26 protein-coding genes and 2 pseudogenes are annotated in these 23,204 nt (G+C 64.2%); 10 read left to right on the top strand and 18 right to left on the bottom strand.

All coding sequences use genetic code 11. The annotated features are described in order from the left end of the window. Genes L0V05_RS18250 through L0V05_RS18235 form a run of 4 tightly spaced genes read right to left on the bottom strand, consistent with a single transcriptional unit; the run spans position 1 to position 2,794 of the window. Entirely contained in the window at positions 1–1,206 is a 1,206-nt protein-coding gene (locus L0V05_RS18250) for an NnrS family protein (RefSeq protein WP_234872910.1), read from the bottom strand. Beyond that, complete coding sequence (locus L0V05_RS18245) at positions 1,206–1,889, bottom strand: 5-formyltetrahydrofolate cyclo-ligase (protein ID WP_234872909.1); 684 nt, start codon at positions 1,887–1,889, stop codon at positions 1,206–1,208. The genes L0V05_RS18250 and L0V05_RS18245 overlap by 1 nt, the downstream gene beginning before the upstream one ends. Beyond that, a complete protein-coding gene (locus L0V05_RS18240) occupies positions 1,882–2,370 on the bottom strand; it encodes a hemerythrin domain-containing protein (RefSeq protein ID WP_234872908.1) in 489 nt (162 codons plus the stop codon). The genes L0V05_RS18245 and L0V05_RS18240 overlap by 8 nt, the downstream gene beginning before the upstream one ends. Before the next feature lie 13 nt (positions 2,371–2,383). Continuing rightward, positions 2,384–2,794 (bottom strand): group III truncated hemoglobin, encoded by a 411-nt coding sequence (locus L0V05_RS18235; protein ID WP_234872907.1) that lies wholly within the window; start codon positions 2,792–2,794, stop codon positions 2,384–2,386. Between the two features lie 123 nt (positions 2,795–2,917). Here L0V05_RS18235 and L0V05_RS18230 point away from each other — a divergent pair, with 123 nt between their 5' ends. Genes L0V05_RS18230 through L0V05_RS18200 form a run of 7 tightly spaced genes read left to right on the top strand, consistent with a single transcriptional unit; the run spans position 2,918 to position 7,642 of the window. Then, a complete protein-coding gene (locus L0V05_RS18230) occupies positions 2,918–3,349 on the top strand; it encodes an RrF2 family transcriptional regulator (RefSeq protein ID WP_234872906.1) in 432 nt (143 codons plus the stop codon). Beyond that, the gene (locus L0V05_RS18225; protein ID WP_234872905.1) at positions 3,346–3,621 is read left to right on the top strand and encodes a DUF6522 family protein; all 276 of its coding nucleotides are present in this window, start codon (positions 3,346–3,348) and stop codon (positions 3,619–3,621) included. Before L0V05_RS18230 ends, L0V05_RS18225 begins: the two co-directional genes overlap by 4 nt. Before the next feature lie 53 nt (positions 3,622–3,674). After that, on the top strand, positions 3,675–4,271 hold the full coding sequence (locus L0V05_RS18220) for a TetR/AcrR family transcriptional regulator (RefSeq protein WP_234872904.1): 597 nt from the start codon (positions 3,675–3,677) through the stop codon (positions 4,269–4,271). Positions 4,272–4,274: 3 nt separating this feature from the next. Continuing rightward, the gene (locus L0V05_RS18215) at positions 4,275–5,420 is read left to right on the top strand and encodes an efflux RND transporter periplasmic adaptor subunit (protein ID WP_234872903.1); all 1,146 of its coding nucleotides are present in this window, start codon (positions 4,275–4,277) and stop codon (positions 5,418–5,420) included. Next, positions 5,417–6,550 carry an ABC transporter permease gene (locus L0V05_RS18210; protein WP_234872902.1) on the top strand — a complete coding sequence of 378 codons (1,134 nt, stop codon included), beginning with the start codon at positions 5,417–5,419 and terminating at the stop codon, positions 6,548–6,550. The genes L0V05_RS18215 and L0V05_RS18210 overlap by 4 nt, the downstream gene beginning before the upstream one ends. Positions 6,551–6,553: 3 nt before the next feature. After that, the gene (locus L0V05_RS18205; RefSeq protein WP_234872901.1) at positions 6,554–7,246 is read left to right on the top strand and encodes an ABC transporter ATP-binding protein; all 693 of its coding nucleotides are present in this window, start codon (positions 6,554–6,556) and stop codon (positions 7,244–7,246) included. Positions 7,247–7,261: 15 nt separating this feature from the next. Further along, complete coding sequence (locus L0V05_RS18200) at positions 7,262–7,642, top strand: hypothetical protein (RefSeq protein WP_234872900.1); 381 nt, start codon at positions 7,262–7,264, stop codon at positions 7,640–7,642. A gap of 94 nt (positions 7,643–7,736) precedes the next feature. Here the strand turns inward: L0V05_RS18200 and L0V05_RS20585 are convergent. From L0V05_RS20585 to iolG, 12 genes and pseudogenes are all read right to left on the bottom strand, one after another. Continuing rightward, a pseudogene (locus L0V05_RS20585) lies at positions 7,737–8,018 on the bottom strand (nitroreductase family protein); the annotation flags it as partial. Between the two features lie 270 nt (positions 8,019–8,288). Then, positions 8,289–8,846 carry a nucleoside phosphorylase gene (locus tag L0V05_RS18185; protein WP_234872899.1) on the bottom strand — a complete coding sequence of 186 codons (558 nt, stop codon included), beginning with the start codon at positions 8,844–8,846 and terminating at the stop codon, positions 8,289–8,291. Positions 8,847–8,861: 15 nt separating this feature from the next. Beyond that, positions 8,862–9,083, bottom strand: a complete 222-nt coding sequence (locus L0V05_RS18180) for a pyridoxamine 5'-phosphate oxidase family protein (RefSeq protein ID WP_234872898.1) — start codon at positions 9,081–9,083, stop codon at positions 8,862–8,864. Positions 9,084–9,264: 181 nt separating this feature from the next. Further along, the gene (locus L0V05_RS20580; RefSeq protein ID WP_255683832.1) at positions 9,265–9,390 is read right to left on the bottom strand and encodes a hypothetical protein; all 126 of its coding nucleotides are present in this window, start codon (positions 9,388–9,390) and stop codon (positions 9,265–9,267) included. Next, positions 9,387–9,557 carry a hypothetical protein gene (locus tag L0V05_RS18175; protein ID WP_234872897.1) on the bottom strand — a complete coding sequence of 57 codons (171 nt, stop codon included), beginning with the start codon at positions 9,555–9,557 and terminating at the stop codon, positions 9,387–9,389. The genes L0V05_RS20580 and L0V05_RS18175 overlap by 4 nt, the downstream gene beginning before the upstream one ends. Beyond that, on the bottom strand, positions 9,557–9,910 hold the full coding sequence (locus tag L0V05_RS18170; RefSeq protein WP_234872896.1) for a DsrE/DsrF/TusD sulfur relay family protein: 354 nt from the start codon (positions 9,908–9,910) through the stop codon (positions 9,557–9,559). The genes L0V05_RS18175 and L0V05_RS18170 overlap by 1 nt, the downstream gene beginning before the upstream one ends. Next, a complete protein-coding gene (locus L0V05_RS18165; RefSeq protein ID WP_234872895.1) occupies positions 9,907–11,211 on the bottom strand; it encodes an MFS transporter in 1,305 nt (434 codons plus the stop codon). The genes L0V05_RS18170 and L0V05_RS18165 overlap by 4 nt, the downstream gene beginning before the upstream one ends. 497 nt (positions 11,212–11,708) lie before the next feature. After that, the gene (locus tag L0V05_RS18160; protein WP_234872894.1) at positions 11,709–12,482 is read right to left on the bottom strand and encodes a TIM barrel protein; all 774 of its coding nucleotides are present in this window, start codon (positions 12,480–12,482) and stop codon (positions 11,709–11,711) included. Between the two features lie 99 nt (positions 12,483–12,581). Next, positions 12,582–13,361 carry an ATP-binding cassette domain-containing protein gene (locus tag L0V05_RS18155; protein ID WP_234872893.1) on the bottom strand — a complete coding sequence of 260 codons (780 nt, stop codon included), beginning with the start codon at positions 13,359–13,361 and terminating at the stop codon, positions 12,582–12,584. 1 nt (position 13,362) lies between these two features. Continuing rightward, positions 13,363–14,472: an ABC transporter permease gene (locus L0V05_RS18150; RefSeq protein WP_234872892.1), complete on the bottom strand. Its 1,110-nt coding sequence runs from the start codon at positions 14,470–14,472 to the stop codon at positions 13,363–13,365. Positions 14,473–14,534: 62 nt separating this feature from the next. Next, positions 14,535–15,461, bottom strand: coding sequence for a sugar ABC transporter substrate-binding protein (locus L0V05_RS18145; RefSeq protein WP_234872891.1), 927 nt, complete (start codon positions 15,459–15,461; stop codon positions 14,535–14,537). 86 nt (positions 15,462–15,547) lie between these two features. Further along, positions 15,548–16,552: an inositol 2-dehydrogenase gene (iolG, locus tag L0V05_RS18140; RefSeq protein WP_234872890.1), complete on the bottom strand. Its 1,005-nt coding sequence runs from the start codon at positions 16,550–16,552 to the stop codon at positions 15,548–15,550. 178 nt (positions 16,553–16,730) lie between these two features. Here iolG and L0V05_RS18135 point away from each other — a divergent pair, with 178 nt between their 5' ends. After that, on the top strand, positions 16,731–17,744 hold the full coding sequence (locus L0V05_RS18135) for a LacI family DNA-binding transcriptional regulator (protein ID WP_234872889.1): 1,014 nt from the start codon (positions 16,731–16,733) through the stop codon (positions 17,742–17,744). Between the two features lie 238 nt (positions 17,745–17,982). On the opposite strand, the pseudogene L0V05_RS18130 reads toward L0V05_RS18135, so the two are convergent. Further along, positions 17,983–18,105 (bottom strand): annotated as a pseudogene (locus tag L0V05_RS18130) (IS3 family transposase); the annotation flags it as partial. A 133-nt stretch (positions 18,106–18,238) separates the two neighbouring features. Beyond that, positions 18,239–19,111 (bottom strand): LysR family transcriptional regulator, encoded by an 873-nt coding sequence (locus tag L0V05_RS18125; protein WP_234872888.1) that lies wholly within the window; start codon positions 19,109–19,111, stop codon positions 18,239–18,241. A gap of 97 nt (positions 19,112–19,208) precedes the next feature. Here L0V05_RS18125 and L0V05_RS18120 point away from each other — a divergent pair, with 97 nt between their 5' ends. Beyond that, positions 19,209–20,753: a proton-conducting transporter transmembrane domain-containing protein gene (locus L0V05_RS18120; RefSeq protein WP_234872887.1), complete on the top strand. Its 1,545-nt coding sequence runs from the start codon at positions 19,209–19,211 to the stop codon at positions 20,751–20,753. A gap of 33 nt (positions 20,754–20,786) precedes the next feature. Beyond that, positions 20,787–23,168 carry a YbcC family protein gene (locus L0V05_RS18115; protein ID WP_406565985.1) on the top strand — a complete coding sequence of 794 codons (2,382 nt, stop codon included), beginning with the start codon at positions 20,787–20,789 and terminating at the stop codon, positions 23,166–23,168. Positions 23,169–23,204 lie beyond the last annotated feature (36 nt).

Here is a 23,204-nt window from a genome sequence, read left to right as displayed (position 1 = left end):
TCAGATCCGTTTCGTAGGCGGCAGGCGCTGCAGAAATCGCCCGTACAGAACGGCATAGCCGCCAAAGGCCCCGATCCACGCCAGCCCGGCAAGGCTGTGCAAGCCGGTCGCCTCCGCAGGCCAGACCCCCCCCGCGACCCGCGCCATGACTGCGATGACCAGCGCCGCATAGATGGCGATCGTGCCGGGGCCCGCGTGCAGGTCCTGCCCGGTATGGCCCAGGGTCGCCCGCGTCATCACCGCAAGGGTCATCAGCCCGACGGCACCGCCCATCCACAGATGCTGCGCGGCGGCCATGGCGAAGACCTCTGGCATCAGGATCCCGACGGCCAGCGCCAATGCCCCAAGCGGCAGGAAGGCATAGCCCACATGCAGCACCGTCACCAAAGGCTCGGCCCCCGTGCGGTACCCCGCCCAACGTGCAAGACGAATGGCGTGCAGCAGCCCCGCCAGTCCCAGGGCGGCCCCTGTGCCAGGCCACAGGGGCAGGGCGACCCACAGCACCAGCGCCACCAGAAGCGACAACAAGGCCAGCTTGTCGAACCCCTGCATCGGCGGGGCAGGCAGCCGCCCGGGCCCCCGCCGGACCAGCCAGTTGCGGGTAAAGCTGGGCACGATCCGCCCGCCGATGACCGCGATCATCATCACTCCCGCCGCCAGCCCCAGCCGCAGGCCATAGCCCTGGGCGGCATAGTCGCCTCGCGCCGCCTCCCAGTGATAAAGGCCGTTGCCAAGGGCAAAGACCGCCAGCATCGCCAGCACGATCAGATTGCGCCAGTTCTTGCCCGCCACGATCTCGCGCCCAATGGCAACGGCCAGAACCAGCGGAAAGGCCAGATCGACCGCTGCCGCCATTCCGGCGGGCAGGGCGCCCGACACCGCAACCGCCACGCGCCCGGCCAGCCACAGGAAGAACAGCCCGCCAAGCCGCCAGCCCACAATGGGCAACCGGCCTGTCCAGTTTGGCACAGCGGTCAAGAGAAACCCCGCAATCACCGCGCCCAGGTAGCCGAACAGGAATTCGTGCGCGTGCCAGCTAACTGGGTCGAAGGCGGTGGGCAGCGTCAGATGACCAGACAGCATCGGCACCCATATCGTCATGGCCAGCGCAGCCCAGGTCGCGGCCCCGAAGAAGAATGGCCGGAACCCGTAGGTCAGGATCGCAGGGCCGGTCCAGGCGCGCATCTGTTCGGCAGTGGTGGTCATCATGCGTCCTTCTGATCGAACTGGACCCCGGCCTCGGTCAGGATGATGTCCAGTGCGATGTCGTGGGGTTGGGGAAAGATGGTGGCAAGCCGGGCAGATTGCAGACCGATGCCGATGGTCATCGGGCGAGGCGACAACACAGCGAGCGTGCGGTCAAAGTAGCCCCCGCCGTAGCCCAGCCGAAACCCTGCCGGGTCCCAGCCCACCAAGGGGGCAAGGGTCAGGTCAGGCACAACCTCTGGCCCGTCAGCCGGGACCGGGATCTTCCAGAAGCCCTGCATCATCTTGCAATCTGGCGTCCAAGGGCGGAACGCCAGTGGTGCAGCGGGCGCTGTGACCACGGGCAATGTGACGCGCGCGCCGCGTGCGAGCAGGCTTTCCAGCCAGGGCCGCAAGTTCAGTTCCGCCTTGATCGGCCACCAAGCCGAGAGCGTCAGCCCGTCGACGCTCGGGAAACGTTCGGCCAGCAGGGTATCGAGACGCGTGGCAATCATGTCTGCCGCTGCATGACGCTGCGACACGAACAGGGCCTGACGGTCTGCCAGCAATCGCGCGCGCTCGGCCTTGCGCCAGCGGGCGACGTCGCGCGCCTGCTCTGGGTCCACAGCCAGCGGATCGAAGTAGTCCGGGGCGATCTCGCAAGCCATGCAGGGGGACGAGGCGAATCGGCCCGGCTCAGACATCGGCGCGCCGCTCCGCCTCGAACTGCGGGAACAGCACGTCGTTCTCCAACCGCATGTGCTCGGTCAGGTCACGGGTGAACTCATCCAGTCCACGGTAAAGCCCGGTCCAGGTGCCGCAGGCCCCGTCGGGCAAGGTCTGGTTTGCGGTCAGTCGGAAGATCTCGGCCAGCTCGAGGTCATACCCGGCATGATCGGCGCGCATCACCGCGATCGGAGTCTCGATGCCGGGCATCCCTCCCTTGCGGATCGCAGGAAACAGGATCAGTTCCTCTTTCTTCATATGCACCTCCAACTCGCCGATCATCTGGTGCAGCAGGGCCGACAGTCCGTCCGGCACGCCCACGTCGCCGAAGTGCACGTCCTCGACACGCTCGGCCATTGCCACCAGTTGCGGCAGCTGCTCCCTGTGGCGGGAATGGTAGCGCGCCTCGATGTGCCGGGTCAGGGCGGTCGGCTCAGACGGCGCTGCAGCTTCGGTCATGTGAGGTCTCCTGTCAGGTGAACAGTTTGGGTGGGGCGACGGGGTCGCTTTGGGCTGACTGAACGGCGATGTGCAGGGAATGGGCGATCCGCTCGGCGCGTTCGATCAGGTGCAAGGCTCCCGCAGGCGCGCAGGTATCGATAGCTGTCGCGCGGAACAGCGCAAGCCAGCGGTCGAAATGTGCCGCATTGATCGGCAACGGAGTATGCGCGGGCACCGGCCGGCCATGATACTGCCCGGTCATCAAGGCGACCGAGGACCAGAACGTCACCATCCGCTCAAGATGCATAGCCCAATCGGTGATGCGGGCCGCAAAGATCGGCCCCAGAACGGAATCTGCACGTACACAGCCGTAAAAGCGGTGCACCAGATCGCGCAGAACATCGGGGCTAAGACCCGTTTCTGCCATTAGGGCGGCCGTCACTTCCGGCCTGGTTGTCGGGATGGACAAGCTGACAGCTGCGCTGGACATCTGAGTCTCCGTCTTGCGCTTCGGCTTAGGCCTGCTAATGGGTATTGTAAATACCTATTCAAGGAAACCGACCTCATGCGGCTGACCTCCTTCACCGACTTCGGGCTACGGATGCTGATGCGGATGGCCGCCGATCCGTCGCGCGCCATCTCCACGGCCGAACTGGCCGAAGCCTTGTGCCTGTCCCGCAATCATCTGGCCAAGATCATCCAGCATCTGGCGCGCGCAGGCCTGATCGAAACCCGGCGCGGCGGCGGCGGTGGCGCCGTGCTGGCCCGACCGGCGGCCGAGATCCGGCTTGGCCAAGTCATCCGGTTGTTGGAAGAAGGGCAGCCCTTGGTCGAATGTTTCGGGGCCGATGGGGGTGCCTGTTCGATAGACACGCGCTGTCGGCTTAAGGCGCGTCTGCGTTCCGCTGAAGCAGCTTTTCTCATGGATCTCGACCGATCCACACTGGCCGATATCGCCCTGCCCCCGCTGCCAAAGAACCTCGTGGTGTCGCAATGACGCAGGTGGAACGTGACGGTGCAGGCTTTGTCGTTCCGGCAATCTTGCTCGCCGAAGCATTCGGAATGACCGAGTCCGACGTTCGCGAGTCGATGCGCATCGGTGCCCTGACATCGATCTGCGAGGCCGGGGTGGGGACGGACGCGGGACGCTGGCGCCTGACGTTCCGCCACACCAATCGCGCCTGCCGGTTCACGGTGGACGAGGCAGGAACGATCCTGTCGAGCTCTCGCTTTCCGGTGCGAGACCGATCGTCTGACTTGGAAAGTTGACTCCTTCATTCGATTATGTAAGTGATTAATCACTTACTTTCTTGGATGAATCGATGCGCAAGACGTCAGATCTCCGCAAGGCTGAAATCGTGGCAACGATCCTTGCCTTGGCCGACCAGATCGGCCCGGACCGGGTGACGACAGGCGCCGTAGCCAACGAAGTCGGCGTGACGCAGGCTGCCTTGTTCAGGCATTTTCCAACAAAGGCTGCAATGTGGAGTGCCGTGGCCGACCAGGTGGCCGAAACGCTGACCAATGCCTGGAATGCGGCTGTGGCTCAGGCTGACCTGCCGGTTGACAGGATCCGGGCGCTGATCCGGGCGCAACTGGACCAGATCGCAGCAACACCCGCGATGCCCATGCTGCTGTTTTCCCGCGAACTGAATGTCGAGAACTCGGCCCTGCGCACAGCATTCCGCGGGCGGCTGACCGCTTTCCATGGCCATCTTATGCGCGAAGTCGCGCAGGGCCAGCAATGCCGCACCCTGCGCGATGACGTTGCAGCAGCGGATGTGGCGGTCTTGCTGACATCCCTAGTGCAGGGGCTGGCGATCCGCTGGTCACTTGGCGCGCGCGACTTTGGCCTGCAGGCCGAAGGATCTCGCCTTCTGGATGTCCAGCTGCACCTGCTTTGTGCGAAAGAGGGCTGATCGATGCGAACTATCTGGATCTTTGCGACGGTTGCGACCCTGAGCATCGGTGCAGCAGCGATGTTCCTGACCGAGCGTCCGTTGACGGTGGCGGTCGTGCAGCCCGAAACGGATGTGGCGCTTCGGATCTACGGCCTCGGAACCGTCGAGGCGAGGGTGCTGGCGCGCGTGGGGTTTGAGTCCAGCGGAACACTGATGTCGCTTACGGTCGATGCAGGTGACCGCGTGGCACAGGGGCAAGCGCTGGCCGCGCTGAATCAGGATGAGCAGGAAGCGCGGCTCGCCCGTGCCCAAGCCGCCGTGGCGGCGAACGCTGCCAATCAGGCCAAGGCCGAAGCCGCAGTCCTCCGCGCCACGGCAATCCTGGCGCAGCGCGAGGCGGCCAACCGCCGGCAGGCCGAGTTGACCCGACAGGAAGCCGCATCCATTCAGCGCGCGGAGGAGGCGCAGCGAGATGAAGACGTCGCTCGTGCTGACGTGAAAGTTGCAGAAGCGGAACTCGCCGTCATTCGCGCTCAGGGGCAGGATGCAGTCGCTGCCCTGCAACTTGAACAGACGCTGCTGGACCGTCACCGCTTGACCGCGCCCTTTGATGCGCTGGTTGTGACACGCTTGGCCGAAACCGGAGCCGTGGTTCGCGCGGGCGATCCGATCTTTACCTTGATCGACCCCGATACGATCTGGATTCAGGCCTATATCGACGAAGAACGCGCTGGTCAGCTGGCCCTTGGCCAGCCCGGCACCATCCGTCTGCGGTCTCAGCCTGCCAGCGAATTCACGGGCACGATCGCCCGCATCGGAGTGGAAAGCGACCGGGTGAACGAGGAACGCCGCGTCTGGCTGACCTGCTCGGATTGCCCGCCGCAAATGTTTCTGGGCGAACAAGCCGAGGTGCGCATCCTGACTGCCACACGCGCCACGGCCCTGATGGTGCCTGAAGTGGCGATTTTCGGCTTCGACGGGTATCGCGGCACGGTCTGGATCGTCGAGGACGGGAGGCTTTCGCGCGCCGACCTGACATTCGGTGCGCGTGACGACCGTGGCCGGGTGGAAGTGACGGGCGCGTTGCCCGATGCTGCGCAGGTCGTGGCCGTCCCGCTGCAAGGCGTGGATGAAGGTCGGCTTGCCCGCATCGGAGCTGCGCCATGAACCTTGCCATCAAGGATATCCGCCATGGCCTCTTCCGCTTTGTCCTGACCTGTTTGGGACTTGGGCTTCTGATGACGGTCGTGCTGGCGATGATCGGCATCTACAACGGCCTTGTCGCCGATGCCCTGGCCGTCGTGAAGGCCCCTGCCGCTGATGTCTGGGTGGTCGAGGCTGGCACACAAGGCCCCTTTGCCGAAGCGTCAAGCATCCCGGCCACGACCCGGGACGCCGTGGCCCGCATGCCCGGAGTGGCCGAGGCCGGGGCCATCACCTACCAGACGATCGAGGCCAGCCATGCCGGCAAGACCTTGCGGCTCTATGTAATCGGCTTTGAACCCGGTCGTCCCGGCGGACCGCAGCGCATTGCCGAAGGGCGGGGGCTGGGCAGAAGCCACTTTGAACTGGTGGCAGACCGCAAGACCGGTCTGGTGCCCGGAGAGACCATCCGGCTGGGACGCGACCGCTTTACCGTCGTGGGATTGGTCGAGGATGCGATGAACTCGGGCGGCGATCCGGCGGTCTATGTGACTTTGGCTGATACCATGACGTTACAGACGACGATGGACCCAGCCGCTGCTCGGGTGCAGGCGGCCCGGGGCGATGGCGGCCTGCGCGCCCCCACGGTGGCCGCCGTTATTGCCCGGCTGGAGCCCGGTGCGGATGTGGCGCTTCTGACCGCGACGGTTCGCCAATGGAAACACCTCTCCGCCCTCAGCCAAGGTGAACAGGAGCAGCTTCTGCTTGCCTCGGTGGTGGACCGGGCGCGGCGCCAGATCGGTCTGTTCCTGGGGATCCTGCTGTCTGTCAGCGCCGTGATGATTGCGCTCATCATCTACACGATGACCATGGAGAAGCTGAAGCAGATCGCTACCCTGAAGCTGATCGGCGCTCCGGATCGAACCATCGTGGGCCTGATCGTGCAACAGGCGCTGATCCTTGGCATCTCCGGCCTCGGGATCGGGCTGGCCCTGATCCTTCTGGTCAAGGACAGCTTTCCCCGCCGCGTTTTGCTTGAGCCGTTCAACGCGCTGGTGCTGACCGGCATCATCCTGATAGTCTGCCTTGTTGCCTCGGGTCTTGGCGTCCGCGCGGCGCTGAAGGTTGACCCAGCCACAGCGCTCGGGGGCTGACTCATGGTGCCGGGCGACATTCTGGTCGATGTGCGGGGCGTTGCCAAACATTATGGCGAGGGCGAGACCCGGGTCGATGCCTTGCGGTCCGTGGATCTGCGGGTGCATGTCGGCGAAGTCATCGCGCTGCTGGGCCCGTCCGGTTCGGGCAAGACGACGCTGCTGAACGTGATCGGCTGCATTCTTGCCCCGACAGCGGGCCGGGTCGAACTGGATGGCGATGCGGTGTTCGACGGCAAATGGCTCCGCAGCGATCTGCGACGGCTGCGCCTGGACAAGATCGGCTTCATCTTTCAGGCGCACAACCTGTTGCCCTTCCTGACCGCCGAAGAGAACGTCTCGGTCGTGCTGGACCTTGCGGGCTGGCCTTCCGAAAAAGGCCGCGAACGGGCACGCGAATTGCTTGATTACCTTGAAGTCGGGTATCGGGCCAAGGTGAAGCCGGCCCTGCTTTCCGGGGGCGAAGCGCAACGCGTCGCCATTGCCCGCGCGCTGGCGAACCGCCCCCGGATCATCCTGGCCGATGAACCCACGGCTGCGTTGGACAGTGGTCGGGCGCAGCTTGTGATGGACCTTCTGCGTAAACTCGCCAGCGAACAGAAGGCCTGCATTATCGCTGTTACGCATGATGAAAAGATCTTCGACCGTTTCGACCGACTGATCCACCTGCGCGATGGTCGTCTCGTGGACAGCTGAACCAAGGAGAAGGCCATGCCCGCCCGCAGCAAGCCCCTGACGGCCGTCGCCGTTTTCGCAATCGTCTTCGGTCTCCTGACCATCGTTTCTGGAGGCCGCGCCCTTTTTGGTGGCGCCGACATGGGGGCCGTCGTCCTGTTCGTTCTGTGGTTCAACTTCCTGGCAGGGTTTGCCTACATCATCGCGGGTCTGGGGCTTTGGTATCGGACCGGCTGGGCAACCGGCCTCGCCATCGCCATCACCCTCGCGACAGGAGCGATCTTTGCGGTGTTTCTCTGGGAGGTCTGGCGCGGGACAGCATACGAGGCGCGGACGATGGGTGCGATGGCACTGCGCCTTGCGATCTGGGTGGCGATCAGCTTCGTGGCGGCAAGGGAAAAGGCCAGTCGCGCATGACAGAAGGCAATCCTTTCACAGGGTGCCATGCGGCCTGGCCACGCCATTGTTTTACGTCTGACAGACGGGCGCAGGGGCGCTCCCTGCCGCGATCCTACCAAGCAGGCGGCGTCACGTCTGACGTGACGTCCCGTGCCCCCTCGCACTGACCCCAGGCGTCGTGATAGATCAACTGCTCAAGCGGCAGGCGGCTTGCCCAACCCTTCGCCGCCAATTCGGGCTGGTCGTAAAGCTTTTCGACGTATCCAAGGCAAAGCCAAGCCACGGCAACAACGCTTTCTGGCAAGCTAAGGATATCGCTTAACGCCCCCGACCGAAAGATACTGACCCAATCCATACCAATCCCTTCAGACCGAGCCGTCAGCCAAAGGTTCTGAACAGCTGTCGCATGGAACCGTTCAACTACCTGGGGTCATGCGGCACGCTGAAAGCGCGGGACCGGCACGAAAGGCGAAATGGGGGTCTGCCCTGGTTGAATTGGCGGCTGATATTCGCCGGTCTTCACCAGCGCTATTGGCGACATGAGCAATTTCACGTTGGCCTTGGCTTGCTTTGTGCTGCTGATGGCTTGGAAGATGCAGCCCTGGGGCGTTGTGATCGTTGCGGCACTCAGCGGGATCGACTTGGCGCGGGTGGGATAAGCCGGTCAGCCGACTCTGCCGGGAATCCGCGACACCACCGCCAAGGCATCGGCCGTGCCGTTCGCCTCGCCCTTCTCGAAGTCGCCTTCGATGGTACCCATCTGGTTCGTCACATGGGCGAGGCATATGACGTCCCGATCCCGGGCCCGAGCGAATGCATAGAGTCCGGCCGCTTCCATCTCGACCGCCAGAATGTCTCGTGATCGCGCCGCAGCGATGGCGGCCTCCGTCTCGCGGAAGGGTGCATCGGTCGTCCACGTCGCGCCGGTGAGTACGCGGGGACCGCCCTCGAACGCGCCATCCAGCCGCGAAAGAAGATGCTCGGGCGCGGTGCTCCAGTCCGAGGGCGGAAGGTAGTGATAGCTTGTGCCCTCGTCGCGCAGCGCCCGGTCGATCAGGATAAAATACGGCGGTGCGCCCTGCGGCGTGATCTGTCCCGAGGAGATGAAGCTGATCAGGAGGTCGCATCCCGAGGCGAACATCTCCTCGGCGACGAGCACAGCGAAGGAAGCGCCGACAGCGCAGCCCACGACGCCGATCTCGTGGCCCTTCAGATCGAACACCCACATGTCCGTGTGTTAGCAGACCCATCCTTCGTGCCGTCGCACACGACCCTCTGCGCGGAGTTGACGCACGATGTCGCCGTCGGGGTCAAGCAAACAGACCTTCGGCACCGCGACGGCCTCCGCGCCCTTCTGACGGCGCGCCTCGCGCAGCAGGCTTTCGGGTGTGAAGGCCGATGGGGCGTCGTGACCTTTTTCTGACAAGATCGGCGGTAGCGGCAGTGTGGCATCAGGCATAGCTCTTCCTGTCGGGTCAGTCTGACGGGGCAACACTCAACCGTTGGATTGAGAGCTTAAGGCTTGTAGGCGGTGATCTTTGTCAGCGCCAACGCTGTTTGCAGGCCAAACGCGACAGTCGCTGCCGCCAAAGGTCGTTGCAGAAGCATTCTGGGTCTCCTTCACTCGGGCCTCTTGGTATTCAGGTGTCCCTCGCGAGCCAGCCGGTCGTGCAGCCTTCGAGCCAGAGGGCGTCCGGGTGGCTGAGCCTGTTCAGGATCGCCGCGCCCTCTGCCAACCGCCCGCCACCCTTGCCGCAGATGATCATGGACGTCTTGTCGGCAGGGATTTCACTCGCCCGGTCTTCGAGTTCGGCCAGCGGGGTATGCCGCCCGTCACCTGGGTGGCGACGTAGTCTTCGGCATCGCCGACGTCGATCAGGTGGAAGCGTTCCGGGTCGTCCGCGAGGGCGGCGAGCGTCAGCATCCCGGCCATCAGAACATCAGAACCTTGTCGGCGGCGAGCGTCGCCTGGGCGAGTTCGTCCATGGTTGAGCGAGTCGCGCCTTCCATGATGTCGCCCTCGGCGAGGCCGCGCGCATCCATGCAGGTGCCGCACATCAAGACACGTCCCTTAGCGGTGAGGACACGGCGGAGCATCCGTTCGAGGTTGTAGTAGGCGTCCGGCGTCTTCTGCCCCGCCTTGGCGCAGAGCACCGCGTCGGCCATGAGGAAGACGGTGATCTCGGCCTCAGGGTCGTTCTTGGCCAGAGCGTGGGCCATGCGCAAGCCGTTGAAGCTGCGCTCGGTGCCATAGGGCGGGTCGTTCAGAAGGATCAGGTGTTTCATGGGGTTGCTCCGTCAGTCGCGGGGTTCAGGCGCGGATGCGTCTCCTCAGACAGCCAGAACAGCAGGCCGCCGGAGACGAACATGGAGATCGCGACGAACCAGAAGGCGGCTTCCGCAGCGCCGGTCAGGTTGGCCGCAAGCCCGAGGCCGAGCGCGCCGATAGCGTAGCCGAGGTCGCGCCAGAAACGGTAGATGCCGATGGCCGAGCCGCGCCAGGCGGGCGGGGTGATGTCGGCCACCGCCGCCGAGAGGTTCGGATAGAGGAGCGCCATGCCAAAGCCCGCAACTCCGGCCGAGACCGACCACCAGAGCGCGCCCGTGCCCATGACCACCATCGCCACGCCCGCGCCACAGATCCACATGCCGAGCACGTTTGGCCAGAACCGGCCAACATGGTCCGACAGCCGCCCGGTGAAGAGCTGCGAGCCGCCCCAGACAAAACCGTAGGTGCCGACGATCCAGCCGACCTCGGTCATGGTCGCGCCTTGGGTCACAAGGAAGACCGGGAACAGCGCCCAGACCAGCGCATCGACGAACTTCTCGACCAGCCCGGCCTGGGAGATCGCGAAGAGCCGCCGGTCGCGCCAGCTCATCAGTGCGAAAACCTCGCGGGTCGTCGGGTGTTCCGAGAAGCCCTTCGGATAACGCGGCAGGGATTTCGGCGGCGCGGCCTTGTGCGCGGCAGTTTCTGCCTTCGCCCATGGCAGCGTGTCCTTGACCCAGACAACCGTCAGCACCAGCGCCAGCAGGATCACGGCCATACCAAAGACCAGAAGCCCCGTCCGCGCGCCCAAGGCCTCGGCGGCATAGGCGGTCAGGATGCCCGCGATCGCCACGCCGACATAGCCGGAGAATTCGTTCAGCCCCATGGTGAGCCCGCGTTCCTCGGCCTTGGTGATGTCGAGCTTCGCGGTCTGCGTCATCGACCAGCAGAGCCCTTGATTGACACCCAGCAGCACGGTCGCCGAGACGATCCAGTTCCAGTCTGGGGCGGCCCAGATCATCACCGGGATCGGCAGCGCCACGACCCAGCCCACAGCCAGCACCCGTTTGCGCCCGATCCGCTCTGACCAACGCCCGGCCACGAAGTTCATCACCGCCTTCACCGCGCCAAAGGCCACGACGAAGGACGCGAGCAGCAGGAACGATCCGCGCGCCAGCCCGAACTCGGTTTCTGCGAGCGCCGGCACGACCGTACGCGTCATGCCGAGGGCAAAGCCCACCAGCATTACTTGAATCAGTTGGTGGGCGACCTGGCCGCGGTTCTCGCGGATTCCGCGTTGCAGGCTGGCGGCGGTCATTTGCCGGGCCCCCCTTGGAGTTGGCGTGTTGAAACTAGCCTGTGCGAATGGCGTTTGTCTGTGCCCTTAACTTACCATCATCTCCGGAAGTTCGCCGCCGTGCTAGTCGTTCGGCCGCCTCGGAGAATGCGGTAATCAGCATCCGGGGCGACACAGCAACGCTAAGGGCCGTAGGCGTCAATGAGGCTTCCGAATGCTAACTGTTTGGCTGGAGCGCCTTGGAATAGTTAGGGCGAGCTGGACGACGCAATCTCTGCGGAGATGACTTGTCGAACGGCTAATCACACTGACAGGGATTTCTGAGCGCATGAATCGTTCCGAGGGGCTCCGTTCAAATATATGATATATTGGCATAATTTTGGTTGAGGGGGCAGGATTTGCGCTTCATTTGCCGAGCATGGCCCGCTCGATCCGGTTTGCTTAGCGATGTAGCACGGTGTCTGGTTAGGGCGGGAAGCGGCCATTGGGCAAATCTGGCGAACGGCCGCTTCATTCTGTCATACTGAAAATGCGTTCCTGAAAGCCTCCAGCGCAATGTCCTCTTCGCCTGCGGCAAAGGCCTCCATGCCGACAGGACCCGAGTATCCAATCGCTTTCAAGGCGGTTGCCACGCCACGGTAGTTGATCTCGCCTGTCCCCGGCTCGCAGCGGCCAGGATTATCGGCCACCTGAACCTCGCCGATCCACGGCAAGCAGGCCTTGCACCAGCGGATCAGATCACCTTCCCCGATCTGGGTGTGGTATAAATCGAGATTGATGCGCAGTTGTGGACGGTCGACGGCGGCGACCAGCGACAGGACGGCCTCGGTCGATCCGAAGGGGCAGCCTGGATGGTCGATGGGGTTCAGGTTTTCCAGCGTGAACACCACACCCATCTCTTCTCCCAGATCGCAGATACGGTGGAGTGTGTCCTGCGCGCGCTGTGCTGCGCCGGGTGCGTGCGACCCCATTTGCGGAATCGGAATGCCCATGTCGCCCAGACCCGTTCCATGAAGGTTCAGGCGGTGGACGCCAAGGCGTTTGCCGACCGCCGCAGTTTCGCGCGCCGACCGCAACAGCGCTTTCGCGCCTTCGGCATCGGCAAGACGCCCCTCCAGATAGCCGTTCATGATCGTGAAGGTCGCCCCCGTCCGCTCCAATGCGTCCAGATCATGGGCAGGCCAGTTCCACAGGCCCACGCCGAAACCCATCTCTTTTAGGCGGCTCGCCCGCCAGTCGATCGGGCGGTCGCGCCACAGCATTTCAGCGCAGGCGGCAAGTTGGAAGGTCATCGCAGCAGTTCCTCAGGAGAAAAAGAATTGGTGGGTGGTCCGGCGTGAAACCGGACCACCCGAGGCCAGAACCGTGGAGAAGTTCCAGCAGGGAGAACGTCAGACGGTGCCGCCGAGCGTGGATTCCAACTGGGCGAGTTCCTGACCACCGGCCATGAGATCCTGAAGCTGCTCCGAGGTGATCTCGCCGCGCTTGGCGGTTCCCAGCGTCTTGCCACGGTTCAGAACAGTGAAGCGGTCACCGACGGCAAGGGCATGGCGGACATTGTGGCTAATAAAGACGACGCCCACACCCTGCGACCGCACTTTGTCGATCGTGGCGAGCACATTTGCCGTCTGGCGCACGCCCAGAGCCGATGTCGGCTCGTCGAGTATTAGAACCTTCGCGCCGAAATGGACAGCGCGGGCTATGGCTACCGTCTGGCGTTCGCCGCCCGATAGGGTGCCGACGGCCTGATCCGGGCCACGCAGGTTGATGCCCATCCTGCGCATCTCCGCCATCGTTATTGCGTTGGCCTTCTCGACATCGAAACGCTTGGTTGGTCCCCAACCCAGCGTCGGTTCACGACCCATGAAGAAGTTCCGCGCAACGCTCATCAGCGGGATCATTGCAAGATCTTGGAACACGGTCGCGATCCCCGCCTCCATCGCCTCGCGTGGGCTGGCAAACGACATCGGGCGGCCTTCAAACGTGATTGTTCCTCTGGTGGGACGGTGGACGCCCGACATCGTCTTGATGAAGGTCGATTTCCCCGCACCGTTGTCGCCGAGCAGGCAGTGGCATTCGCCCGGTCGAACATCAAAGCTTACGCCGTTCAGAGCTATGACATTGCCGAAGTGTTTTTCGATGTTTTCGAGTCGGATGATGGGTTCAGACATCTCAGCGCTCTCCCGTGACACGCTTGCGGATGGCGTTGTTGAAGATCACGGCCAGAAGCAGCATCCCACCGAGAAAAACCTGGAACCAATCCTGATCAAAGTCCGTGTAGGTCAGCCCAATCACGACCATTCCGAAGATGACCGACCCGAAGAAGGCACCAATGGCGGACCCGTATCCGCCGGTCAGCAGGCACCCCCCGATCACCGCCGCAATGATCGCCTCGAACTCCTTCTGGAACCCGCGCCGTGCATCGGTCGAACCCGCGTCCATCACCTGCATGATAGCCAGAAGAGCAGCGCAGGCCGCGGTCAGCATGAACAGAGCGATCTTGACCTTGCGGACGGGCACGCCCGAATTGGACGCGGCGTTCGCATCACCTCCGGCGGCGAAAATCCAGTTGCCGGCAGGCGTGCGGAGCAGCACCCAAGTGGCGGCGAGCGCCAGTCCGATAAACCAGAGGATTTCAACCGGAATACCGGGCACCTTGGCTGCGCCGTTGTCGAAGCTTTCAATAAGCCCTGAAGCCGCGAGCCAGGCAAACAGACCGCCAAAAGCGTCGCCAGAAAAGAGCGGCGCAAGAAAATCGTCACCCACTGCTTCCCGGATACCGCGCAATTGGGTGGATCCTCCCGTCAGCCATTTCAGCCCGACCAAGGACAGGCCGCGCAGCATGAAAAGCCCCGCCAGCGTGACGATAAAGGAGGGCAATCCAGTGCGCAGGACGATTGCCCCGTTGGCCGCACCGATCCCGGCGGCGAAGAGCAGGGTTAGGGGGACTGCCACGATTAACGGCAAACCAAGGTTCACCACCAGCGCCCCGAAGATCATCCCCGCAAATGCGACCATGGAGCCGATCGACAGATCAAACTCGCCCCCAATCATCAGAAGCGCTGCCGCGATTGCCAGGATGCCAAGTTGCGCGGCTGGGCTCAGGAAGTTCAGGATCCCCGAGAGAGAGAACATCGCGTCGCTTGCCGTGGCAAGAAAGAACACGGTGACGAGGACCAGTCCCGCAATCGCCCCCAGCTCGGGCCGCTTCATCAGCCGCGCAAACAGCGGTTCGGCCTTGATGCGTTCGTCGGCAGACGGGCTGCCGGATGTGTCAGTCATGGTCTTTCCTCCCCGTCGTAGAAGGGACGGCGATGATCGCCGCCCCCAGTCTTTTCCGCCGTTCAGCGGATACCCTGAGCGGACAGTTCGACGACCTGACCGGCCTTGTCGGCGGTGATCAGGTTCGGACCCGAGGGAACATTGCCGCCCGGCATGAGGCCGTAATCGGCATAGAGCGACAGGAAGACCACCGGCAGGTAGCCCTGCAGGAACTGCTGCTGGTCGATCGCGAAGGCCGCATCGCCTGCCTTGACCGACTCAAGGAAGCTGGCAGACAGGTCGAAGGTCGCGACGCGGATCGCGTCCGACTTGCCAAGCGCCTTAACGGCGGCAACGGACGGCTCACCCGCAGTGCCCGCGCCAAGAGCCATGACGGTGTCCACAGCCGGATCGGATTCCAGCGCTGCGCGGACCTTGGCTTCGATTTCGGTCGGGTCATTCGAGGTCGGCAGGACGGTCACTTCGCCACCGAAGCCTTCCGCGAAGCCCTTGCAGCGCAGATCGAGGGCGACGTTGCCCACTTCCTGGTTGACGCAGATGCCCTTCTTGCCACCCATCTCGGCCAACTTCTCGCCGGCGGCGCGGCCTGCGGATTCCTCATCCTGCCCGACATGCAGAAGCGCGCCGAGCGACTTCGAAACATCCGAACCCGAGTTCATCGAGATGACGGGGATGCCAGCCGCAACCGCGCGCTGGATCGACGGGCCGAGGGCATCAGGATCGGGGATCGACACCACGATCCCGTCAGGCGACTGGTTCACGGCGGCGTCGATCATCTGGGACATGGCGACCATGTCGAAGGTTTCGGGCGAGCGGAACTCTACATTCGAGCCGGTATCCTTGGCAGCCTTCTCGACGCCGTTCTTGACGACCGACCAGAACGGGTCGTTGGCCTGGCCATGGGCGACGACGATGATGTCAGCCGCCAAAACCGGTGCGGCGACGGTCAGTGCGGTTGCGGTCATGAGACCGGCGATCAGCTTCTTCATGATCTTCCTCCCTGGAAGGTTGGTGGTGGGGGCGGCCTCTCCGTGCCGCCCGTGGTCCGGCAGTGCCGGATTACGGAAAGGGGCGGTCAGGCCCCGAGAACTTCGGAAAGGGCGACTGGCTTGCCTGTCTTTGCCGATTGCGTCGCCGCCTCGGCCATCGCCAGTGCGGCCACACCGTCATCCAGCGTCACAGGCAGGGCTGATCCTGCGTTCACCGCCGCCACGAAGGCCGCCCACTCCGCTGCGTAGGCGGGCATGTAGCGTTCGAGGAAGAAGTAAGTGGGTTTCGCGCCGGTGACGCCCTCCGTCGTGGACTTCACCACGGTGTTTTCCAGCATGTTCTGCGCCTGCAGAAGGCCCTCAGATCCCAGAAGTTCAACCCGCTGGTCATAGCCATAAACCGCGCGGCGGCTGTTCTTGATTACCGCGATGCGGCCATCGGCATAGGTCAGTGTGACGACTGCCGTATCGACATCGCCCGCCTCGCCAATCGCCGGATCGATGATGCTGGTCCCGACTGCCGAAACCGTGATAGGGGCCGCGCCCATGATGAAATTCGCCATGTCGAAATCATGGATCATCATGTCGCGGAAAAGACCGCCCGACACCTTGATATAGGCCACCGGCGGCGGCGCAGGGTCGAACGAGGTGATCGACAGAAGTTCGGTCTTGCCGATCTCGCCCTTGTCGGCGGCAGCTTTCAGGGCCGAGAAGTTGGGATCGAAGCGGCGGTTGAAGCCGATCATGACTGGCTTGCCGTTCTTGGCCGCCAGCTTTTGGCAGGCCTGCGCGCGGGCGAGGCTCAGATCGACAGGCTTTTCGCACAGGACTGCCTTTCCCGCCGCCGTGGACCGCTCGATCAGGTCGGAATGAGTGTCGGTCGAGGTGGCGATAAGAACCGCGTCGATGGCGGGATCATTCAGGATCGCATCCGTCGTCAGCGCCTCGGCCCCGTATTGCTCGGCAAGCTTCGCGGCGGCATCCCCGTTGATATCCGACACCGCAACGAGGGTGGAGCCAGGATTGGTGGAAATGGCAGTGGCATGGACACCAGCAATCCGCCCCGCCCCAAGCAGGCCTACCTTCAACATCAGTGATCCTCCCGTAGATGCCGTTCCGATTCTTCGGTCCGTGGAATATTCATTCCATATGAATGCACGCGCGTGCAACTAATTTCTGCTCGCGCGTGCATTTTGTGTGCAGGCCGTCATGAACCGCTTGCCTCAGGGATGCTCGTCGGTAAGGTCTCAGACCGGAGGAGACAGCAACATGGCCGAGCAATCCCTTGAAACCGTGACGGCGGATGACGTCGCCATCCTCGCAGGCGTGTCGCGCTGGACGGTGGCGCGCGCCTTCAAGAAGGACGGAGTGATCTCGGACAAGGCCCGCGCAAAAGTAATGGCCGCGGCGACAGAGCTCGGTTATGTCCCCGACCTTTTGGCGGCATCCTTGGCCTCGGACCGCTCAAACCTTGTGGCCCTGCTCGTTGACGATTTCGACAACCCGCACAAGCTGGTTATGCTCGAACGGCTGACGCGCATCCTGCGCGAGGCAGGCTACGGAACCCTCCTCGTAAACATGCTCGGCGAGAGTGATGGTCCCGAGGCTCTGCTGACCGCAAGCCAGCGCAGGGTCGATGCCGCGGTGGTCATTGGCACCCAGTTCGACGAAGGTATCCGTCGCACTGCACTTGGTGCGAAGCGCGTGAAACAACTCATCATCTTCGCGCGCGCGAGCACCGCGCCCGGAACCATTTCGATAAGCTGCGATGACGTGGCCGCCATGACCGAGATTACGCGGCATCTCTTGGAAAAAGGCTTCAAGCGCCCGCTGTTTCTTGCAGGCCCTGACACCGAGTCAACGCGACTGATGCGCAAGGACACGTTCATAAATGTCTGGTCCGAGGAGGGCAGCGATCCACCGCCGTCAGTGATCCACGTCCCAGAATACAGTATGGCCCTCGCCTGCGAGGCCGTGACCACACGCCTTTCGGATTTGCCTTCACAGGTCCGGCCTGACGTCATCGTTTGCGAAAACGACGTTCTAGCGCTTGGCGCAATCGACGCCCTCCGCCACCGGCTCGGCCTCTCAGTCCCTGCCGATGTTGCGGTCACCGGCTTTGACGACGTGCCCCTTGCAGCCTCACCCGCATACGATCTGACGACCTATCGTCAGCCCGTGACCGAAATGGCGCGCGCCCTTGTTCGGGTGCTGGACAACGGCGGCCGCGATGCGACCGACGTCTTTCTGTCGGGTCGCTTCATTCAGCGTGGATCTTCCTGAACGGATAGCCGACCTTCGCGTCTTCGTATTGGATGTCCGCTAAGGACCGATATCGGACTTCAAGAAATGCACCGAAGACTGGGTAACTTACGGCGGTTGCGCGCCCCCGCAACCACTTTCGCCGAACGCGACAAAACCTCCGCATCAAGCCCGGCTCCGCCCGGGCTTTTGTCGCTTTGTGCCAATGAGATGAGCGACGCCAGGGCGCCGTCCAAAGCCACAAAAGGCTGATTGCCGTCAAAGCAGCCCCAATCGACAGGATCGGCTGCCACCGCGAGCCATGCTGCGCCTCGTTGTCGAAGGCCCGCCGCACCGCCCGTTCACGCGCTTCAGGGGAAAACTTGTTCGTGGTCTTGCTCATGATGCTCCATCCTACTCAGGAGTTGGAGCCTCCAGCAAACCCGGTGCGGTTCACCGCCGCACCCGTGTAGTCGCTGACCCGGCCTGCGGTCATGAAGAGACGGATCGGGCGTGCGCGGTTGATGGAGTGCTGCTCAGCCCGGCAAAACATCCGCCAGCAGCGGATTCGGAAATCGCCGTTCCCTTGTCACGGCGAAGAAGGTTTCTCCGATTCCATCCAGCCGGCTGGCCTCTACCAACATTCCGGAGGAGAGTTCGTCGCGCACGACGATCGGCGGGATGATCGCAAGGCCCGCGTCAGCGCGTGCCAGTAGCCGGATCATTGCCATGTCATCTACTTCGGCCGCATAGATCGGTGTCACCTGCAGTCGGGCAACCAGCGCATCGAATGCGGCGCGCAGTCCGGTTTCGCGCGTTGGAGCGATCAACGGCTGCGAGGCAAGCAGTTCGCGCAAAGACGGTGGTACCGAGCCCACGCGCGCGCGCGTCCCGATCAGGCTCACCGGTTGTTCGTCCAATCGGTGGACAAGCCAATGGCTCGAGGCATCTCGCGCCGGAGCAGCGTTGGTCAGGATGACGTCGAGTGCCAATCCTTCGAGGCCGCGCTGAAGCTCTTCCTGCGAGCCGGACCGAAGCACCACTTCGACATCTGACCGACCGATCAGCGGCCGCAGGAACTGCATCTGGAAGTTGCGCGACAGGGTCGCGAGCGCCCCTACTCTAAGCGCGCGCCGCGCCCGCCCGGTTTCGTGCAAGGTCGCTGCAAGATCGTCGGCGGTCCGGAAGATCGCCTCGGCATGGTCGAGGGCAATGCGGCCGGCCTCGGTCAGCACCAGGCCCCTGCCACGACGTTCGAACAGGTCCTGACCCAACGAGGCCTCAAGCGCCTTGAGTTGCGTCGAAAGTGCCGACTGCGAAAGGTTCAGCGTCCGTGCCGCACCTGTCAGTGTGCCGTCGGTTGCGACTGCCCGAAACAGGCGAAGGTGATGGAGGTTAAGCTGAGCCATATTCCATAGAAACGAACGATTATGTTCATTATATGTAATTTTCTGGAAGTCGGGCAAGCGCTACATCGCCGGTCAGGTCCTGATTCCGGAGAATGCCATGATCGCCCTGCCAATGATCTCTCTGGCACCGCTTGTGCTGTTGGCCGCTGCCCTGCCCTTTGCCCTCCATTCGGGCCGTCGCCCGGGGCGCCTGCCGGCCATGGCGGAGGCCGCCAGCCTGATCGCCCTCGCGCTTGGGCTCGGCAGTGTCTTGCAGGTATGGTTGTCAGGCCCGAAGACGCTGTCTCTGGCGGGGCTGGGGCTACTCCGGCTGGACGCGATCAGTGCAACGCTCGCTCTGCTGGTAGCGTTCGTCGGTTGGGTTGTCGTGCGTTATGCCCGCCGTTACCTGGACGGGGAGGCGCGGGAGGGGCGGTTTCACGGCCTGACGCTCGCAGCCGTTGCCTGCGTTCTGCTGCTGGTTCAGGCGGCCAGCCTGCCGGTCCTGACCATAGGCTTCGTTGCGACTGGGCTCATCCTGCGCCAGCTCCTGCTCTTCTACCCCGAGCGCCCCGAGGCGCAGCGGGCGGCGACGAAGTTCATCCGCGTCTGGGGCGCGGGGGACATCGCGCTGATCCTTGCCTCTCTCTTGCTGTGGCGTAGCCTCGGAACGATCGAGATCGCCGAATTGACGGCAGCTCCGAGCCTGCCAGCATTGGCTCAAGCGGCCGTCGCCCTGCTCGTTCTCGCAGCCGCGCTGAAGACCGCTGCCTTCCCGCTTCATGGTTGGCTGACCGAGGTGATGGAGGCGCCAACCCCAGTCTCGGCCCTCCTTCACGCCGGCATCATCAACTCGGGCGGGGTGCTTCTCATTACCTTGGCTGGCCTTTTGCAGCAGAGCGCTGGTGCGATGGCGGCTTTGGTCATCATTGGCGGGTTCACGGCGTTGTTCGGTGCGCTGGTGATGCTGACGCAAAGCGCGGTGAAGACGGCGCTGGCCTGGTCGACAGTTGCGCAAATGGGCTTCATGCTGCTGCAGTGCGGACTGGGCCTCTGGGCACTTGCTCTCCTGCACATCGTCGCCCACTCGCTCTACAAGGCACACGCGTTCCTGTCCTCGGGTGGGGCGGTGCGCGAGGTGAACCGCGTCCGCAAACCCGGACCGGTGGCCGTGCCGGGGCTGTCCGCTGTAGCCCGGTCCTTTGCCTTGGCGCTTGTCCTCTATGTCGCGGTCGCGGCAGGCTTCACGGTCACTCTGGGCGAGAAATCACCGCAGGCGCTGGCCCTGGGGACGATGATGATCTTCGGCGTCTCTTACCTCATCGCTCAGGGGTTGGCCGATGCCGCCCCGGGTGCATTGACGCGGCGCACGGCTGCGGCGTCGCTGCTCGCCACGCTGGCTTACTTCTTCTTCCAGGTCGTGGCCCAAGCCATCTGGGGGCCGTCGCTGCCCGCGGCCCCCGTCGCGGGTCCGCTGGAATGGGCGCTGATCGTCCTTGCTGTCCTCTCCTTTGGCCTCGTCGCCTTCGCCCAGGCGCTCTTCCCGCTATGGGCGCACCACCCCTCGACCGCCGGTCTGCGCGTCCATCTTGCCAATGGCCTGTACCTCAACGCGCTCCTGGACCGCATGATCGGCGGCTTCCGGACGGCCGCGAAGCCCTGAACCCACCCGAAATTCTGACCCCACGAGGCCAAGATGTTCATGAAGCACACGCAGACTGCCCCCTCACTTGCGTCGCAATTGCTGCAGGCGGCCGAAGCAGCCGCGCGGGCCATTCCGCCGGCCTTTCCGCTGGATGCGACCGTGGCGGTCAACCCCTTCCTCGGCCAGACGGGCGAAGACCTGACCCAGGCCTCCGCTCGCCTGGCACGCGTCGCGGGCGTCGCGCTGACCCAGCCGCGGGCAGACCTGGCCGCGAAGGCAAGCGCAGGCGAGATCACCGACGATGACCTTGCCGCCGCTCTGATTGCCTCGTCGTCGCCAGTCAAGCCGCGCGACCTCGCGTGGCTCAAGGCCCGGATGCACAACCCTGCGCCAGAGCCTCGGGCGCTGCCGACGGTGGCCGAGCTAGTTGCCCGCGCCACCGGCACCGACTGGCCTGCCGTTATCAGCCGCAGTTTCGGCCTTTGGGCCGCCGGGTATTTCGACCGGGGCCAGGCGCTCTGGACGCCGCGCCCCGGTTACGGCGCCTTCACGGCCTGGCGGGAATGGGCGACGCATGATCTGACCCCCGAAATCGCCGGCCTGACCGGCTTCTGCGCCCATGTGGCCGAGGCGCCGGATACCGCCGACCGCGCCGTTCTGCGGGCGTCGGAGAGGCTGGGCCTCACGGCCCAGGCGTCGGAGACCGCCTTCCACCGGCTGCTTGTCGATCTTGGCGGCTGGCCGATGCATGCGCGGTGGCTGCTGTGGCAGGCGGAACTGAACGGCAGGACCGACACCACGCTGACAGACCTTCTGGCGATCCGCATGGTCTGGGAAGAGGCGCTCTTGGCCCATTGCCCCGACGTCCAGGCCGCTTGGCAGGAGACCGTCACGGCCCATGCCGCACCCTTGATGCCCTCGCCGGACCAGGCGCTTGACGCAGTGCTGCAGGACGCCGCCGAACGTGCACACCAGCGCAAGCTCGACATGCTTCTCTCCGGTCCTGCCGCGCGGACGGGTCGAGCCAAACTGCAAGCCGCGTTCTGCATCGACGTCCGCTCTGAGGTGCTGCGGCGGGCGCTGGAAGATCAGGACCAAGGGATCGAGACCCTCGGCTTCGCCGGCTTCTTCGGCCTGCCTGTCGCCCACCGACCGGCGGGGACGGACGAGCTTCAGGCGCATCTGCCCGCGCTGCTGAATCCTACCCTCACCTCGACCAGCCACGGCGACGACACCCGCGAAACCGAGATCCGCATCAAGGCTCGCGCCAAGCGCGCCTGGGGGCGGTTCCGGCAGGCGGCCGTATCCTCCTTCGCCTTTGTAGAGGCGGCCGGGCCGACCTACGGCGGAAAGCTGATCCGCGATGCCCTTGGTCTTGGGGGCGAGCAACTGACGCCCGCACCGCTGCCGCGGTTCGAGGGCGGGCTGACCGCCGAACAGAAGGTAAAGACGGCGGCCGCAGTGCTTCGGGCGATGAGCCTGACAGAGGGCCACGCCCGGTTGGTCCTGTTGATCGGTCACGGTGCGCAGGTCGCGAACAATCCGCATGAAAGCGCCTACCAGTGCGGTGCCTGCTGTGGCCAGACCGGCGAGGTCTCCTCCCGCCTGCTTGCGGCGCTTCTGAACGATACCGAAACCCGTGCCGGCCTGCCTGCTCTCGGTCTGAACCTGCCCGAAGACACCCTCTTCGTCGCGGGCCTGCACGACACGGTGACGGACAAGGTCATGCTTTACCGCGATACGTCCGCCCCGGACCATTCCGACGACTTCGCCCAGGCCGAGGTCTGGCTCGGTGCTGCCGCCAGGATCGCCCGCGCCGAGCGCGCCCTACGGCTGCCGGGAGCCACGGGCGAGGATCTGGCAAAGCGAGCTGTGGACTGGGCCGAGGTTCGGCCGGAATGGGGCCTTGCCGGTTGCGGGGCATTCATCGCCGCGCCTCGCGGCGCGACTGCGGGCCGCAACCTGCAGGGCCGCGCCTTCCTGCACAGCTACAACTGGAGTCAGGACAAGGGCTTTGCGACGCTCGAACTGATCCTGACCGCCCCCGTCGTCGTCGCAAGCTGGATCAGCCTGCAATACTATGGCTCTACCGTCGCCCCGCAGGTCTTTGGCGGCGGCAACAAGCTCATCCACAACGTCGTGGGCGGAATCGGAGTGGTCGAAGGCAATGGCGGTCGCCTGCGCCCCGGACTGCCGTTCCAGACGATCAACGACGGCGAGCGCCCAGCGCACGAGGCGCTGCGCCTTTCCGTCATGGTCGAAGCTCCCGTCGAAGCGATGACCGACATCCTGCGGAAGCATGAAGGCGTGCGCCAGCTGTTCGACAACGGTTGGCTGCACCTCTTCGCACTAAAGGATGGCCGCATCTGCGACCGCTACATCCGGCACCTCACCTGGGAGAAGGGCCGGACGGTCACAGGTTTGGCCGCATGACCCTGCCCAAGCAGGCCGCGTCTGACAGGATGGCGG

Source organism: Alitabrizicola rongguiensis (assembly GCF_021491355.1).
Lineage (GTDB): Bacteria > Pseudomonadota > Alphaproteobacteria > Rhodobacterales > Rhodobacteraceae > Aliitabrizicola > Aliitabrizicola rongguiensis.
The sequence above is the reverse complement of the archived record's forward strand: the minus strand, read 5'-3'. Positions and strand labels throughout refer to the sequence as shown.